This window comes from Lactobacillus taiwanensis, from assembly GCF_017894345.1.
In the GTDB taxonomy this organism is placed as follows: domain Bacteria; phylum Bacillota; class Bacilli; order Lactobacillales; family Lactobacillaceae; genus Lactobacillus; species Lactobacillus taiwanensis.
Genome location: NZ_CP059276.1, coordinates 524,154 through 538,939 on the forward strand (window position 1 = coordinate 524,154; position 14,786 = coordinate 538,939).

The 14,786-nt window shown below is 33.3% G+C and carries 14 protein-coding genes and 2 pseudogenes; 15 read left to right on the top strand and 1 reads right to left on the bottom strand.

The annotated features are described in order from the left end of the window. The first annotated feature begins 38 nt into the window (after window positions 1-38). The 15 genes and pseudogenes from H1A07_RS02500 to H1A07_RS02560 all read left to right on the top strand — a co-directional run bounded on the left by H1A07_RS02500 (window position 39) and on the right by H1A07_RS02560 (window position 13,874). Window positions 39-1,697 (top strand): putative polysaccharide biosynthesis protein, encoded by a 1,659-nt coding sequence (locus H1A07_RS02500; RefSeq protein WP_210145258.1) that lies wholly within the window; start codon window positions 39-41, stop codon window positions 1,695-1,697. Window positions 1,698-1,803: 106 nt separating this feature from the next. Next, the gene (locus tag H1A07_RS02505; protein ID WP_210145259.1) at window positions 1,804-2,985 is read left to right on the top strand and encodes a DUF2974 domain-containing protein; all 1,182 of its coding nucleotides are present in this window, start codon (window positions 1,804-1,806) and stop codon (window positions 2,983-2,985) included. Window positions 2,986-3,072: 87 nt separating this feature from the next. Next, a complete protein-coding gene (locus H1A07_RS02510; protein WP_210145260.1) occupies window positions 3,073-3,819 on the top strand; it encodes a hypothetical protein in 747 nt (248 codons plus the stop codon). Window positions 3,820-3,862: 43 nt separating this feature from the next. After that, on the top strand, window positions 3,863-4,708 hold the full coding sequence (locus H1A07_RS02515; protein WP_210145261.1) for an NAD(P)H-hydrate dehydratase: 846 nt from the start codon (window positions 3,863-3,865) through the stop codon (window positions 4,706-4,708). Window positions 4,709-4,733: 25 nt separating this feature from the next. Then, window positions 4,734-5,084 (top strand): hypothetical protein, encoded by a 351-nt coding sequence (locus tag H1A07_RS10380; RefSeq protein WP_275952020.1) that lies wholly within the window; start codon window positions 4,734-4,736, stop codon window positions 5,082-5,084. Continuing rightward, window positions 5,081-5,686 (top strand): D-alanyl-D-alanine carboxypeptidase family protein, encoded by a 606-nt coding sequence (locus tag H1A07_RS02520; RefSeq protein WP_275952022.1) that lies wholly within the window; start codon window positions 5,081-5,083, stop codon window positions 5,684-5,686. The genes H1A07_RS10380 and H1A07_RS02520 overlap by 4 nt, the downstream gene beginning before the upstream one ends. Before the next feature lie 279 nt (window positions 5,687-5,965). Next, a complete protein-coding gene (argS, locus tag H1A07_RS02525) occupies window positions 5,966-7,642 on the top strand; it encodes an arginine--tRNA ligase (RefSeq protein ID WP_210145262.1) in 1,677 nt (558 codons plus the stop codon). A 110-nt stretch (window positions 7,643-7,752) separates the two neighbouring features. Then, the gene (locus tag H1A07_RS02530) at window positions 7,753-8,670 is read left to right on the top strand and encodes a class II fructose-bisphosphate aldolase (protein WP_004896844.1); all 918 of its coding nucleotides are present in this window, start codon (window positions 7,753-7,755) and stop codon (window positions 8,668-8,670) included. A 66-nt stretch (window positions 8,671-8,736) separates the two neighbouring features. Beyond that, window positions 8,737-9,057: a hypothetical protein gene (locus tag H1A07_RS02535; RefSeq protein ID WP_210145263.1), complete on the top strand. Its 321-nt coding sequence runs from the start codon at window positions 8,737-8,739 to the stop codon at window positions 9,055-9,057. 2 nt (window positions 9,058-9,059) lie between these two features. Continuing rightward, window positions 9,060-9,504, top strand: a pseudogene (locus tag H1A07_RS02540) (GNAT family N-acetyltransferase). Window positions 9,505-9,530: 26 nt separating this feature from the next. Beyond that, window positions 9,531-9,742, top strand: a pseudogene (locus H1A07_RS10095) (putative quinol monooxygenase); the annotation flags it as partial. A gap of 330 nt (window positions 9,743-10,072) precedes the next feature. Next, complete coding sequence (locus tag H1A07_RS02545; protein WP_210145264.1) at window positions 10,073-11,299, top strand: IS110 family RNA-guided transposase; 1,227 nt, start codon at window positions 10,073-10,075, stop codon at window positions 11,297-11,299. 648 nt (window positions 11,300-11,947) lie between these two features. Beyond that, window positions 11,948-12,484 (top strand): hypoxanthine phosphoribosyltransferase, encoded by a 537-nt coding sequence (hpt, locus tag H1A07_RS02550; protein WP_094499181.1) that lies wholly within the window; start codon window positions 11,948-11,950, stop codon window positions 12,482-12,484. Between the two features lie 15 nt (window positions 12,485-12,499). After that, window positions 12,500-13,168 carry a type 1 glutamine amidotransferase gene (locus tag H1A07_RS02555; RefSeq protein WP_210145265.1) on the top strand — a complete coding sequence of 223 codons (669 nt, stop codon included), beginning with the start codon at window positions 12,500-12,502 and terminating at the stop codon, window positions 13,166-13,168. A gap of 73 nt (window positions 13,169-13,241) precedes the next feature. Then, complete coding sequence (locus tag H1A07_RS02560) at window positions 13,242-13,874, top strand: NAD(P)H-binding protein (protein ID WP_210145266.1); 633 nt, start codon at window positions 13,242-13,244, stop codon at window positions 13,872-13,874. Between the two features lie 53 nt (window positions 13,875-13,927). Here H1A07_RS02560 and H1A07_RS02565 read toward each other — a convergent pair whose 3' ends face one another. Continuing rightward, window positions 13,928-14,386, bottom strand: a complete 459-nt coding sequence (locus tag H1A07_RS02565; RefSeq protein ID WP_153938958.1) for a GAF domain-containing protein — start codon at window positions 14,384-14,386, stop codon at window positions 13,928-13,930. Window positions 14,387-14,786: the final 400 nt, after the last annotated feature.

The following is a 14,786-nucleotide window of genomic DNA, read 5'->3' on the forward strand; positions in this document are numbered from 1 at the left end:
TTCAGACGCTTAACTGGATATAGGGAAAATTTATCTTTATGGAAAACAATACTAAAAATACTAAAGAGACAATGGTCAAAGGCTCCGCATGGATGACTTTTGGCTCTATTGTGTCACGAATTTTAGGAGCATTGTATATTATTCCATGGTATGCCTGGATGGGGAGTCATGGGAACATTGCCAATGCTTTAACAGCGAAAAGCTATAATATTTATAGTTTATTTATTATTATTTCTACCGCAGGTATTCCCGGAGCGGTTGCCAAGCAGGTGGCGAAATATAATGCTTTAAATGAATATGATATTGGGCGAAAACTATTTAGACGCGGCTTAATTTTGATGGCCATGTTTGGTGTGATTTGTGCAGCAATTATGTATTTTGGTGCTCCAATTTTAGCTACTGATGATATCATTGGTGCACTTTTGCATGGAGCTAAAAGTGATCCACGTCAAGTTGCCGTGATGAGAAGTCTTTCTTATGCAGTTTTAATTATTCCAATTTTGAGTATCATGCGTGGGTATTTCCAAGGTTATGCAGATATGATGCCTCCAGCTATGTCTCAATTTATTGAACAATTGGCCCGAGTAATATGGATGCTATTGACAGCTTATATTATTATGCAAGTTCAACACGGATCCTATGTTCATGCGGTTGTTCAATCAAATTTAGCTGCAGCTATTGGTGCGGTATTTGGAATTTTGCTCTTAGTATGGTTTTTATATCGTAGGCGAAATGAACTGAACGCATTAATGGAGCAATCAAACCACGCAATTAAAATTTCTACTGCAGGAATTTTCTGGGAAATTATTAATCAATCTATTCCATTTATCATCATTGATTCTGGAATCACCTTGTTTCAATTAATTGACCAATATACCTTCCATCCAATGATTGCTATGTTTGTTCATGCTAGTTCTGATCAAATTGAATCATGGTATGCATTGTTTGGATTAAATGCAAATAAATTAATCATGATTATTGTATCTTTAGCAACTGCAATGTCAGTAACTGCTATTCCACTTTTATCAGGTGCCCATGCACGACGTGATTACGCCAGCATTTCTAACCAAATTGAAAACACCTTGGAATTATTCTTATTTGTTATGATTCCAGCTTCATTGGGGATGGCTGCTATTGCAACGCCAATTTATACAATTTTTTATGGCTACGATCAACTAGGTTCAAATGTCTTGTACTTATCATCATTTACGGCAATTAGTTTAGGACTATTTACAGTTTTGATGGCAATTTTACAAGGTCTATCAGAGAACGGACTAGCTATAAAATACCTAATTTTAGGAATTATCATTAAATTTGCTGTCCAACTTCCAATGATTAAATTCTTTAAAGTATATGGGCCGCTCTTAGCTACAAATATTGGATTGATTATTACTATCTGGCTTTCTTTAAAACACTTAAAGGTTAGGTACAAATATAATAGTAATCGTACATCGAGACGATTTATTGGAATTGCAATCTTTTCAATGGCCATGTTTGTGATAGTTACCGGAGTAGTTGATTTCGGTGGAAGAATTATTTCACCCGAACGCAGACCAACCTCATTTGTTCTTGTTACACTTGCAGTGGTTATTGGCGGCTTACTCTATGCCTTTTTAACAGTAAAATTTGGTTTAGCTCAAAAGATAATTGGACCAAAAGTTGATAGGGTCTTAGAAAAATTACATATTAAAGTTTAAAAGAGAAAAAGGAAACTTGAGTAAGATACTTACCTAAGTTTCCTTTTTTGCCCCTGCCAAGGAAGTCTATTATATAATATTTTCGGAGAAAGTGAGGAAGAAAAAAGTGGATAATATGCTTGTATATGCTGCAAAAGAGAAGCGAAGTTTTAATGAATTTTCCTTAAATGAAGTAGATAGTATGATTTTTTCTCAATTAGCATATTGTAATTTTGATACTCTTCCTCAGCATCATAGTTTACAAAGTTTGGCTTCTGATAACGAGATTAAGACTTTAACTCAAGGGAATCTCGGTGGAAAGAATACTGAAAAGCTGATCAAGATTATGTTAGAAAATCCACGCTTTAAAAACCTATGTTGGCGCAATGTGGTTAGTAAAGTAGATGCAAAAACACAAATGCAATTTAATGCTGTTACCTTTTGTATTGCAGAGAATCAATATTATATTGCATATCGGGGAACAACGGCTACTACCATCGGTTGGAAAGAAAATTTTAATATGTCTTTTAATGATTGGGTACCAGCTCATTATTTTGCTCGTTCTTATTATCGAAAAATCAAAAATTTGTTTTCAGGAAAATTTTATCTTGGTGGGCATTCAAAGGGTGGAAATTTAGCGTTTGCCGTTGCATTGAACCTAAAAGAATCCGACTTGTCTCATATTGGTAGAATCGACTGCTTTGATGGACCAGGTTTTCATAATCAAGAACGATTAAAGGATAGATTCTTAAAATTAAAGGGTAAAATTCATAAATATATTCCGCAAGGTTCATTGATTGGCATCTTGCAAGATGATCTGATTGGAGAAAAAGATTATTGTACTATTGTGGCAGCTTCTGGAAATAGTTTACTTCAGCATGATATGTTTACTTGGCACGTTATCAATGATCAATTTGTAGTTTTAAAGCAATTAGATAGCACATCCGAAGTTTCATGGAAGGCAATTGCTGAATGGCTAAAAAATACAAACGATACGGAAAGAAAAGATTTTATTGAAATGCTATATCTAACAGTTAGTGACACTAATCAAATTTATTTCAGGAAGCTGTTAACGTCTAAAACGACATATAAATTAGCTACTCGTTTGATAAAAAATAGTTCTACCCAAAAGAATGTTTGGGAACCAATAATAAGAAAACTTTTTAAAGCTTATGTGAATTCAGCAGCAACAGCTTTTAGTGAACAAAGAAAAAATCAATTAGCAAACTTTAAAAATTTTTTAGATGAACAAAGAAAAAATCAATTAGCAAACTTTAAAAATTTTTTAGATGAACAACGTAATAAATAGGTTAAGTTATAAGAGTCTATCTTGAATTAAAAACTACCTGCTTATCTAGAAAAAGAGTAAAATAACGATTGAAAGAGGTGGACAAAATTGAAAAAAGATACATATATGACTTTACTAGGATTGCGTGATACTTGTTACAATGATTTCAATTTTGATATTGATGAGAAAGATTTCTATTTAGGAACTGATACCTATAAAAAAATTGACAAAATATTAAAGGATGCACAGGATGAGCAATTATTAGTTCAATTTGAAGAAGGCACGCATCTTTATCAAGATTATGATCCGGAATACTTGAGTGTAGCTCAAAAGAGAGAAATTCAACATGATATTAATGCAGCCCGTAACTTTTTGGATAATTACAATGGTGATGCAGACGATAAGCATGATAATTATGCAGCTTACCTAGATGATAATTCTTTGAGTTATTCTTTTGGTCCAGATAGTAATTTAGATGAAGTACAAAATAATTTAAATGATATTGAAACCAATGGCGTAATCATTTGGCAAAGACGAAAAGATGAATATATTTTATTACCACATACTATTCATAGCCTTGAAAGAATTAAAAAGCAGATTGCATCAAGTAAACGTGTTGATGATAAAAAATTGCGTTATGCAATGGAGCGTTTGTTTGACAATATAACTGATTTTCTTAAGCCATTTAGTGACAGTGAATTAGGAAAATACGAAAATACAATTTCACAGGAGCTTAGAGATAATTTGGAACATTATGCTTTAAGTGTTCAAACTGATGCACGTGAAGTAGCTGCAGATAAATTAACTAAATATGCAGTACAACTTGCGAAAAAAGAAAATAATGACAGTATTTAAAGTAAAGCTCATCGATTAGATGGGCTTTTTTGGATAGGATAAAATGGAATCTATTTCAAAAGAATTAATATCTAGAGTAATAAAGAAAAGAAAAAGTGCTACACATAAAGGAAATTATGGTCGTTTACTCCTAATTGGAGGTAGTAAAAAATATGGTGGAGCACTAATTATGGCAGCAGAAGGTGCATTGAACAGTGGTGCAGGTTTAGTGACAGTAGCTACAGACCAAGTCAATATTGCTGCTCTTCATACTCGAGATCCAGAGATTATGGCTCTTAATTGGGATGAAAGCATAGAGTTAAAAAATTTAATTAAAAGCTCTGATGTAGTAATTTGCGGAATGGGTCTTGGATTAGATAAAAAAGCAGAGCAAATATTAGGGCTAGTTAGAGATAACATTAGCTTAAAGCAAACACTAATCTTAGATGCTAGTGCATTAGATTTAATTGGTCAGCAAAACGATTTACTACCATTAAATTCAAAAGTTCTGATTTTTACCCCTCATCAAATGGAATGGGAACGATTAAGTGGAATAAAAATTTCTGATCAGAATGATGAATTGAATCAAGCAGGTTTGAATAAATTAGTTAAAAATAAGAATGCAATTCTGGTTTTGAAATCCAATCACACTAAAGTTTATGATCAAGCAGGGCATATTTATTTAAATCCTTTTGGTAATCCAGGAATGGCTATTGGTGGCATGGGAGATACATTGGCTGGAACTATTGGCGGATTTTGTGGTCAATTTACGCCTAACTTAGAAACAGTGGCAGCTGCTGTGGGGATTCATTCTTTAGCTGCTGATAAAATTGCAGAGAGGCAATATATTGTTCGACCAACTCAATTATCGGCTCATCTTCCAGAGATAATGAAGCAATATGAAAAATAATGAAGTAATGACGAAATGAGTTAAATTGCATAAAGAGAAATTGGGTGACCGAATGAGACATGCAAAGAAGAAAACTAAGAAAAAGTATTTATGGTTAATTATATTTGTAATAGCAGCTATTTGTTTTTTTGTATGGAAAAACAATTTTAACTCAAATAGAATGCCATCGAATTATCATACTGACCAAGTGGATTTAAATGTTAAAGCTGCAGTAGCAATTAATGCAAAAGATGGAGCAACTCTTTACGCTAAAAATGCTAATCAAAGCTTGCCGATTGCCTCAATGACCAAGCTTTTAACTGTTTATTTAACTTTACAAGCAATTAAAGAGAAAAAAAATCTTGGGATACAACTGTTACCCCAACTCAAGAAATAGTAGACTTAGGCTCAAATCAAGATTATGCAAGTGTTCCGCTTAGGCTAGGGCAAAAATATACCGTAAGACAGCTCTATGATGCAGCCTTAATAAAGTCGGCAAATAATGCAGCTCGTTTACTTGCGATTGCAGTTAGTGGAAGCGAGACAAATTTTCTAAATCAAATGCGCCAGCAAGCTTATAAATGGAAACTCAATAATGCTAAATTCGTAACTGTTGATGGTTTACCGGAGAAAAGAAAAAATTTTTTAGGGATGATGACAACAGTTGAAAATAAAATGAGTGCTAATGATATGGCAATTGTAGCGAGAAAATTAATAACTGATTATCCTGAAATTTTAAATACTACGAAACTATCTAGAGCATATTTTCAAAATACACTTATGACTAATAGTAATAAAATGCTAAATGGTCTCTCATACTATGATTCGACATTTTCTGTGGATGGTTTAAAGACGGGTACTACTGATGGTGCTGGTTCGTGTTTTACTTGTACAGCAGATAAAAATGGAAAAAGAATAATTACAGTAATTTTAGGTGCTGAAAATGATAATGAACGGTTTGTGGAGACCAAAAAGTTATTAAGTTATTGTTTTAATTAAAGTTTTACTATGTATTCGATTTAATATTGCACTTTCCCTAAGTTTGCTGATATAATCTTCATGACAAAAGGTTAAAAGTAGTAGTATTGCATTTATGTTCAGCGAGTCTATGGTTGGTGGGAGTTAGACAATGGGGCAATATGAAGGCGTGTTTAACTTTAACTTTAAAATCAATTAATAAGCGGATACGTTGTATCAAGTAGAGTGGTACCGCGGGAACTTTCTCGTCTCTTTCTAGTTTACTAGGAAGAGACTTTTTTTATGCAAGAGGTGTTATAAGTGGATTTTAAACAAAAAGTCGTTGATTTAGTTAGTGAACAGGTAGATTTACCTAAAGAAAAAATTTCTATGTTAATTGAAAGACCAAAGAATGCTAAAATGGGTGACTATGCTTTTCCAGCATTTGCTTTGGCAAAAATTGAACATAAAAATCCTGCTTTAATTGCTAAGGATATTGCTGAAAAGATTAGTGATGATAATTTCACAAGTATTCAGGCGGTTGGACCATACGTGAATTTTGCGATTGATCATGCAAAACTTGTTAATGCGACTTTAAATGACGTTTTAACTGAAAAAGATCATTTTGGTGATCAAAAATTAGGTGAAGGTAATGTTCCAATCGATATGTCTTCTCCTAATATTGCGAAGCCAATGTCTATGGGACACTTGCGTTCTACTGTAATTGGCAATTCAATTGCTAAAACTTTAGAAAAAGTAGGATATACTCCAATTAAAATTAATTATCTTGGAGATTATGGTACCCAATTTGGTAAGTTAATTACTGCTTATCGTTTATGGGGAAATGAAGAAGACGTTAAGAAGGACCCAATCAACAATCTTTTCCATTACTACGTTAAATTCCATGAAGAAGCAGAAAAAGATCCTAAATTAGAAGATGAAGGACGTGCTGCCTTTAAGAAACTTGAAAATGGGGACGAAGAAGAAATTAAGTTATGGAAATGGTTCCGTGAAGTTTCTCTTCAAAAATTTAACCGAATTTATAAAGAATTAGGTGTGACTTTTGATTCATATAACGGTGAAGCATTCTTCAACGATAAGATGCAACCAGTAGTTGATGAATTAAAGGAAAAAGGCTTACTCGAAGAATCACGAGGAGCTCAAGTAGTTAACTTGGGTGAAGATGAAAATCCAGCCTTAATTTTGAAATCAGATGGCTCTAGTTTGTACATGACCCGTGACTTAGCTGCAGCTCTATACCGTAAAAAGGAATATGACTTTGTAATGTCCCTTTATGTTGCCGGTGGTGAACAAACTGGTCACTTTAAGCAATTAAAACAAGTTTTGAAGAAGATGGGTTATGATTGGTCAGATAATATTCACCACATTCCATTTGGTTTGATTACTCAAGGCGGAAAGAAACTATCTACTAGAAAAGGAAACGTTGTTTTCTTAGATCAAGTCTTAAAGGATGCAGTTTCTTTAGCAGAACAGCAAATTGAAGAAAAGAATCCAAACTTATCTAATAAGGAACAAGTTGCTCATGATGTTGGTGTGGGCGCCGTTGTATTCCATGACTTAAAGAATGATCGAATGGATAACTTTGATTTTGACTTAGAAGAAGTTGTTCGTTTTGAAGGAGATACTGGTCCATACGTTCAATACACTAATGCTAGAGCTCAAAGTATTTTACGTAAGGCTAATAAAGAAATCTCAATGGATAATTTAAGCTTAAATGATGATTGGTCCTTTGCAGTTGCAAAAGCATTAGCTGATTTCCCTGCTATTGTAGAAAAAGCCTCAGAAAAATTTGAACCATCAATTATTGCAAAATATGCCTTGGATTTAAGTAAGAAATTTAATAAGTATTATGCAAATGTTAGAATTTTGGACGAAGATGATCAATTAAATGCTCGTCTTGCACTAGTTCAAGCAACTTCAATTGTTTTAACTGAAGCATTGAGACTTTTAGGTGTAAATGCACCTAAAGAAATGTAGTATTTTTTGAAATAAAAATATTCACGAATTTTTTTAAGCTAAAGTATGTTAATTTTTGCACTAATGGGTTAAACTAATGATGTGTTAAAAATTTAGGAGGTATTTTTTTAATGGCTTATTTAGTAAATGGTAATGACATTTTCAAAGCTGCTCGTGAAAACCACTACGCTGTAGGTGCATACAACACTAACAACCTTGAATGGACTCGTGCACTTTTAAGAGGTGCTAAGGAAACTAGAACTCCTTTATTGATTCAAGTTTCTACTGGTGCTGCTAAGTACATGGGTGGTTACAAGACTGTTAAGGACTTAGTTCTTAACGAAATGGACAACATGGATATCGATGTTCCAGTTATTTTGAACTTGGACCACGGTGACTTTGAATCAGCTAAGGAATGTATTGCACTTGGTTACTCATCAGTTATGTTTGATGGTCACAACTTACCAACTGACGAAAACTTAGCTAAAACTAAGGAAATCGTTAAGTTAGCTCACGAAAGAGGTATCTCTGTTGAAGCTGAAATCGGTAAGATTGGTGAAAACCAAGGTGCCGATGGTGGTGAATTAGCATCAGTTGAAGATGCTAAGACTTTCGTTGCTGCTGGTGTTGACAAGCTTGCTTGTGGTATTGGTAACATCCACGGTGTTTACCCAGAAGGTTGGACTGGCTTAAACTTCGATCGTTTGAAGGAAATTGCAGAAGCAGTTCCAAACGAACCACTTGTTCTTCACGGTGGTTCAGGAATTCCTCAAGACCAAATCGAAAAGGCAATTCAATTAGGTATTGCTAAGATTAACATCAACACTGAATTCCAATTAGCATTCCAAGCTGCAACTCGTAAGTACATCGAAGACAAGATGGACTTAGACAAGGGCAACAAGGGTTACGACCCACGTAAGCTTTTGAGAGCTGGTACTGACGCAATTACTGATTCTATGAAGGAAATGATTTCATGGATGGGTACTGCACCAATCGACTCAAAGGAATCATCAGTTCAATTTGATGAAGCTTCATTAAACGAAGAATAATCAATAAGTCTATTAGAAAAAGGCCTCAGGAAACTGAGGCCTTTTTTGTTAATCTGGATAAATAAAATGCAAATAAAATTTGATGAGCGTGGATGTAAGGGCTTCTTTAAGAAATATAATAAGCAAGTCCCCCTAATAAAGGAGCTAATTGAGAAAGCTATTATTAAGGAAATAGCAATAGGGATGAGCAAGGTTAAACTAGCTAGTAGAAAAAGAATTAATGGACAAAAAATTTATGAATTTCGCTTAAATCTTAGTACTCTTGGTTCTGCTCGAATTGCTTTTTCAATTTTTGATGATCAAGCAATTGTTTACTTTATTAGTAAAGATATCCAGAAATCGTCTTTTAGTAAAGAGTTTGAAAAAATTATTAATAAAAAAGGATAGTAATGAATATAGTAGAAGTTAAAAATTTAGATAAGGTAACAGAAGGAAGGCTTTTAATTGTCTGGGAAAATAGTGTGCGTGCGACGCATCATTTTTTATCAGACGAAGAGAGTAATGATATAAAAGAATATGTTCCCCACGCATTAAACGGGGTAAATCCATCTGCTAGTAGTTTACGATGATAAAAAAGTACCCGTTGCTTTTATGGGAGTTAATGATCAAAAGCTAGAAATTTTATTTGTTGATGATAGACAGCATGGAATAGGAATTTGTAAAAAATTAATCGCTTATGGAATTGATAATTTTGATGTTAACTAACTTGCCGTTAATGAACAGAATCCAGAAGCACGTGGATTTTATGAACATATGGGTTTTAAAGTAGTAGAAAGATCAAAATTTGATGATCAAGGAAAAGCTTATCCAATTTTAGTAATGAAAAGAAACTAGTATTTATAAACGAAAGCGCTTTAATTATGTCTTTAACAGTTAATCTTTATTACACTGAAAAAATGGTAGTGCACGTAAATTTGCTGAAGAAATGGAAAAAAGCGGTGTAGCAGATCGGATTAGATAAGAACCAGGAAATGAAAAACATGATTATTTCATTCCTATAGATGATTCTGAAACAATTCTTTTGATTGATAGCTGGAAAGATCAAAAATCACTTGATGCGTATCATGCTTCACAATTTAAATATTGTTTAACTGCTTTAAGTTTGATTTCATAACTAAATTTACTTTTTCTGGACATACAAAACATTCTAAGCTAAATAGTGAATTGATTATCCGACGGGATAATTGATTCACTATTTTTATTCTCTTGTAGAATTAAAGTAGTAGTAAAACCATATGCCCTGAGGCTTTTAGACACTTGATGTCGTATACAAAACTGGCAGTTTTACTTAAGTTATCAATAATCTCTTCGAAGAATGTGGACACTAGATGTCGAGTTTAGAAAATTAGATCTGATTTCTTAAGTGAATACGTTTTACTACTAAGTTTTGGAGGTTTTTATTATGCAAGTTACTTTTGGAATTGATGTAAGCAAGTCTACTTCTACTGTTTGTGAATTAATTGGTGAAAGCAAAAATGAACTAACCATTACTAATAATCGTCCTGGTTTTATCCAATTGCTTCATGAATTAACTGCTTTTTCTAAACATCCGCAAATCATTTTTGAAGCTACCGGTGTTTATTCACGTAAACTGCAATCTTTTTTGGAAGACTATGGTTATGATTATGTAATTCTTAATCCTCTTAAAGCTAAAAAAGAAATGGATATGGGGCTGCGTCATAACAAGACTGATAAAACTGATGCTTATCATTTAGCCTTAATTCAAAGGCTATATCATCATCCAATTAATCAACTTCAATCTCAAACTTATAGACAGCTTAATTCGCTTAGTCGTTTCTATGACCAGTTAACGGCTGATTTAGTAATGGCTAAAAATAGACTTCATCAAGCTTTACAATCCACTTTTTCTGAAATTGAAAATCTATTTTCTTGTGCTAAAGGTAAAAATTACTGGCAAATAGTTGTGCAATATCCTCATTATGACTTAGTAAGAAGAGAGGATAAAAAACAACTTATTAACTGGTTAATGAGCTTAAAGGGTATAGGATTTAGACATGCACTAAAGACTGCAGATAAATTAATTGAATTATCTCATCAAGCTTATCCAGTTGTATCTTGCTCTAGCATAGAAGTTGAGCAAGTGCAGTATTATGCACACAGATTGCTTAATTTAAGTGATCAAAGAGAAAATTTAATCGCAAGAATGGTTAAGCTAGCGAAGTCTTTGCCTAGTCATGATTTAGAAAATCTTCAAAGCATTCCAGGCTTTGCCCAAACGACTGCCGTCAGAGTTTTAGCGGAATTAGGAGATTTACGCCGGTTTAGTAATCCAAATAAGATTAACGCCTTTATTGGAATTGATCCAGGCAGATATCAGTCAGGTGAAATGGATTCTAGTTTAAGTATTACCAAGCATGGCAATGCAGTGGCACGCAAGCTGCTTTATCGAGCTATTGGACAAATTGATAATGCAGCTAAGACAAATCCGTGTCATATAGCAGATTATTATGAAAGCAAAAAGCTATCTTCTCAAACCAAAGGGTTCAAAAAGATAGCTATTGCTTCAATTCATAAACTAATCAGAACTATTTATGCTCTGATTATCAATGATCAACTATATGATTACAACGTAGCCACACATAACCAAAAAGACTTTAGTCGTAATTAATTGATCAAGTACATTATAACGCTAAGCCCATAAATTAAATATAGAGATGGGCTTATTTAGTATGCTTTCTATTAAAAATAAATCGCCACTAAAAGATACTCGTGACAAAATTTAGGTAAAAAATAAAGTCAAACACCTTATTGTGCTTGACTTTACGTAGAAAAAAGTCCTACTTTCATAGATAGTACAACTTGATATATTTGTACTGTCTACTAAAGTAGGACTATATCAGTTCTAAGTAGCAACGAGGTTTTTGTTCAATACTAAAAATAGAAGAAAATGAAGAATAAAAATATCGATTTATTTCCGACGAGCCTTTAGAGGAACTGGAACTGGTTTATTTATAATAGCAGCATTTGCAGCAAGTACTGCAATCGTACTAGCTCCTAAAATAAGTAATAATATCATTAAACCATTCCTTTCTTTAATTGATTGGTATTAATATTAGAGTGAATTTATGAATTTTCTGTGACTTAATTTTAAGAGAAAATCTAAAAAATATAAATAATTTTACCGTTTTAAAGAAATACGAACAATTTTATACATCTTAACAAAGATAATTAATAAATAACTTAAAAAGACTAAAAAAAACTCTTTATTTGTGTTAAAATTTCATCATTGACGATTTTAATGAAGAGGAATTACAGAATGAATAACGATATCGAACGTATATTGTATAGTCAAAGCGACTTAGATGGTCGTATGGATGAAATGGCTGCTGACTTAAATGTGAAGTATAGAAATGAAGAGCCAATTATTATTCCAGTCTTAAATGGTGCTATGATTTTTGCTAGCGATATGATTAAGAGATTAGATTTTAAGTTGATCATTGATCCTATTAAGGCATCTAGCTATGTAGGAAGCCAATCAACTGGAAAAGTAAAGATTACGCAAGATATTAAGTCAGATGTGAAGGGTCGTCCAGTAATTTTTATGGAAGATATTATTGATACTGGGCGTACATTACAAGCACTCAGTGAAGTAATGAAAGATCGTGGAGCTAAGAGTGTTGAAGTTGTTGCAATGCTTGATAAGCCAAACACACGAGTAGTAGATTTTCATGCTGATTATTACGGCTTTAAGGCTCCAGATGGTTTTTTGGTTGGGTACGGGCTAGATTATAATGGCTTGTACAGAAACTTGCCTTATGTGGGAATTTTAAAGCATGAGGTTTATGCAAATTAGAAAGTGAGATAAATTATGCGTGTAAATGTTTTGCAGCATACTCCAAATGAAGGACCAGGTTCAATTAAGACTTGGGCCGATCAACATCACCATGAATTCTATGTTTATCATCCTGAAACATTTGGCAAATTACCGACTGTTAAAGAAACGGATTTATTAATAATTCTTGGCGGACCGATGAGTCCAAATGCTGATTTAGCTTGGATTAAACAAGAAAGACAATTAATTAAAGCAATGCTTCATGCTCATAAACCAATGCTTGGTGCGTGTTTCGGCGGACAACAAATTGCTAAAACTATAGGCGCTAAAATTTTAGATGCTCCTCATAAAGAAGTAGGCTGGGCTCCAGTTTACTTAAAAGACTCAACTATCCCAGATTTATCTGAAAAATTAACGGCTCTCCACTGGCATGAGCAAATGTTTGAAATTCCAGAAGGTGCTAAATTATTGTTTTCAAGCGATTTAGTAGAGAATCAAGGCTTTTTGCTTGGTGATAACGTGATTGGCTTACAATTTCATTTTGAACCAGAAGAAGATAACGTAAGAGAAATTGCAATCAATGACGTTGATTATCCACTAGAAAATAATGATTTGCATCAAACTGGCGAAGAAATTATTGCTCATGGAGTACCAGAAGAAAATCAAGAGGTAATGTTTAAATTACTTGATTTCATTACTAAGTAAAAAGTGCAAATTTTAGACTACTAATAAAAAGTAAGTTAAAATAAAGCTGTAAGTTTTTCTAGGAGGAAAAATTATGGCTAAGATTTTTATTTTTGGTGGCTCAGGAAGAGTGGCTACAGATTTAATTAAAGATTTAGTAGCAGATGGTAATACTGTGACTGCGGCTGCTCGTCATCCAGAAAATATTATTAAATTGGAAGGCGTTACAGCCGACAAGCTAGATTTACATGCAAATGTTGATAATATTGCTAAGCAGGTAAAAGGTTTTGATACAATTTACTTCACTGCCGGTTCAAGAGGTAAGGATTTAATTCAGACGGATGCAATGGGAGCGATTAAGACAATGATGGCTGCTGAAAAGGTAGGCATTAAGCGTTATATTATGCTCAGTTCAATGCTTAGTTTAGATATTAATTCTTGGAAAAAAATTCCGAGCTTAGAAGATTATTTAGCTGCTAAGTTCTTTGCAGATACTTATTTGATGGATTCTACGAACTTAGAATATACTATTTTGCAAGCAGGCAGTCTTACTGAAGAAGCTGGAACAGGTAAAATTCAGCTTAATGTTGAAGCAGCTGATTCAAATCCAATTCCTGATGTTGCCAAAACATTAGCTGAAATTTTGAAATATCCAAATACAATTGGTAAGGTTATTCCAATGAGTAGTGGTAAGACACCAATTGCTGATGCTTTAAAAGAAATTTAATACACAGAAAAAGGCTCCGTGAGGGGCCTTTTTTAGTGTTGAGAAGTTTACTATTAAAATTTAAAAATATTAGAGATTTCTTCTAAATATTTTTGATCTAATTCATTAAAATTAGCAACTTTGGTCGAATCAAAGTCGAATACGCCCCATAGAGCACCATTTCTATTGAAAATGGGAACGACAATTTCGGAATTTGAATTGCTATCACAAGCAATATGACCTGCAAACTCGTGTACATTTTTTACAATTTGAGTTTGCTTTTCTTTTGCAGCTGTTCCGCAGACTCCCTTGCCAATAGCAATATGTACGCAGGCTGGTTTTCCTTGAAATGGTCCAAGAATTAGTTCGTTATTTTCATAGCGATAAACTCCTGCGAAGTTAACATCATTAAGCGCATTAAACAACAACGCAGAAATATTTGCTGCATTTGCAATCCAATCACTTTCTCCATTTACTAGAGCTTCAGCTTGTTTCACTAATAATTGGTAATTGCTTTCTGTTGATGCTGACATAATTTGATCCTCTTTTCGTGATAAATTATTTTTATTTTAACATTGAATTAAAAACCAAGCTTAACTTTTCTAAAAATAAACTTATGTAGTAGCATTACTAGATATGCTGTAATAAAAATTAGTGGAGCTAAATAAATTGGTAATAAAAAAATTAATAAAATTACTGTAAGGAATGTCTTTTTTAGAATTATTGTTATACTTGCGACAACGGTTAGAAAAACCGTAATTACTGGTTGGATAGGAGTACATTGTGCGATTGCTGCTCCAATAGCCACACTGGCAAAGATAGCAGGAAAAATCTTACCTCCTCGCCAGCCTAATAGTAGAATGACTAACGCTATTACAAGTAAAAATAATGGAGAATATGAAAGTGCAGTCTTAGAAAATGGTACGATATGAA

Excerpts from the sequence above, each read along its gene's own strand:
- H1A07_RS02500 (WP_210145258.1), top strand. The coding sequence starts at position 39 with ATGGAAAACAATACTAAAAATACTAAAGAGACAATGGTCAAAGGCTCC.
- H1A07_RS02515 (WP_210145261.1), top strand. The coding sequence starts at position 3,863 with ATGGAATCTATTTCAAAAGAATTAATATCTAGAGTAATAAAGAAAAGA.
- H1A07_RS02530 (WP_004896844.1), top strand. The coding sequence starts at position 7,753 with ATGGCTTATTTAGTAAATGGTAATGACATTTTCAAAGCTGCTCGTGAA.
- H1A07_RS02535 (WP_210145263.1), top strand. The coding sequence starts at position 8,737 with ATGCAAATAAAATTTGATGAGCGTGGATGTAAGGGCTTCTTTAAGAAA.
- H1A07_RS02545 (WP_210145264.1), top strand. The coding sequence starts at position 10,073 with ATGCAAGTTACTTTTGGAATTGATGTAAGCAAGTCTACTTCTACTGTT.
- hpt (WP_094499181.1), top strand. The coding sequence starts at position 11,948 with ATGAATAACGATATCGAACGTATATTGTATAGTCAAAGCGACTTAGAT.
- H1A07_RS02555 (WP_210145265.1), top strand. The coding sequence starts at position 12,500 with ATGCGTGTAAATGTTTTGCAGCATACTCCAAATGAAGGACCAGGTTCA.
- H1A07_RS02560 (WP_210145266.1), top strand. The coding sequence starts at position 13,242 with ATGGCTAAGATTTTTATTTTTGGTGGCTCAGGAAGAGTGGCTACAGAT.
- H1A07_RS02565 (WP_153938958.1), bottom strand. The coding sequence starts at position 14,386 with ATGTCAGCATCAACAGAAAGCAATTACCAATTATTAGTGAAACAAGCT.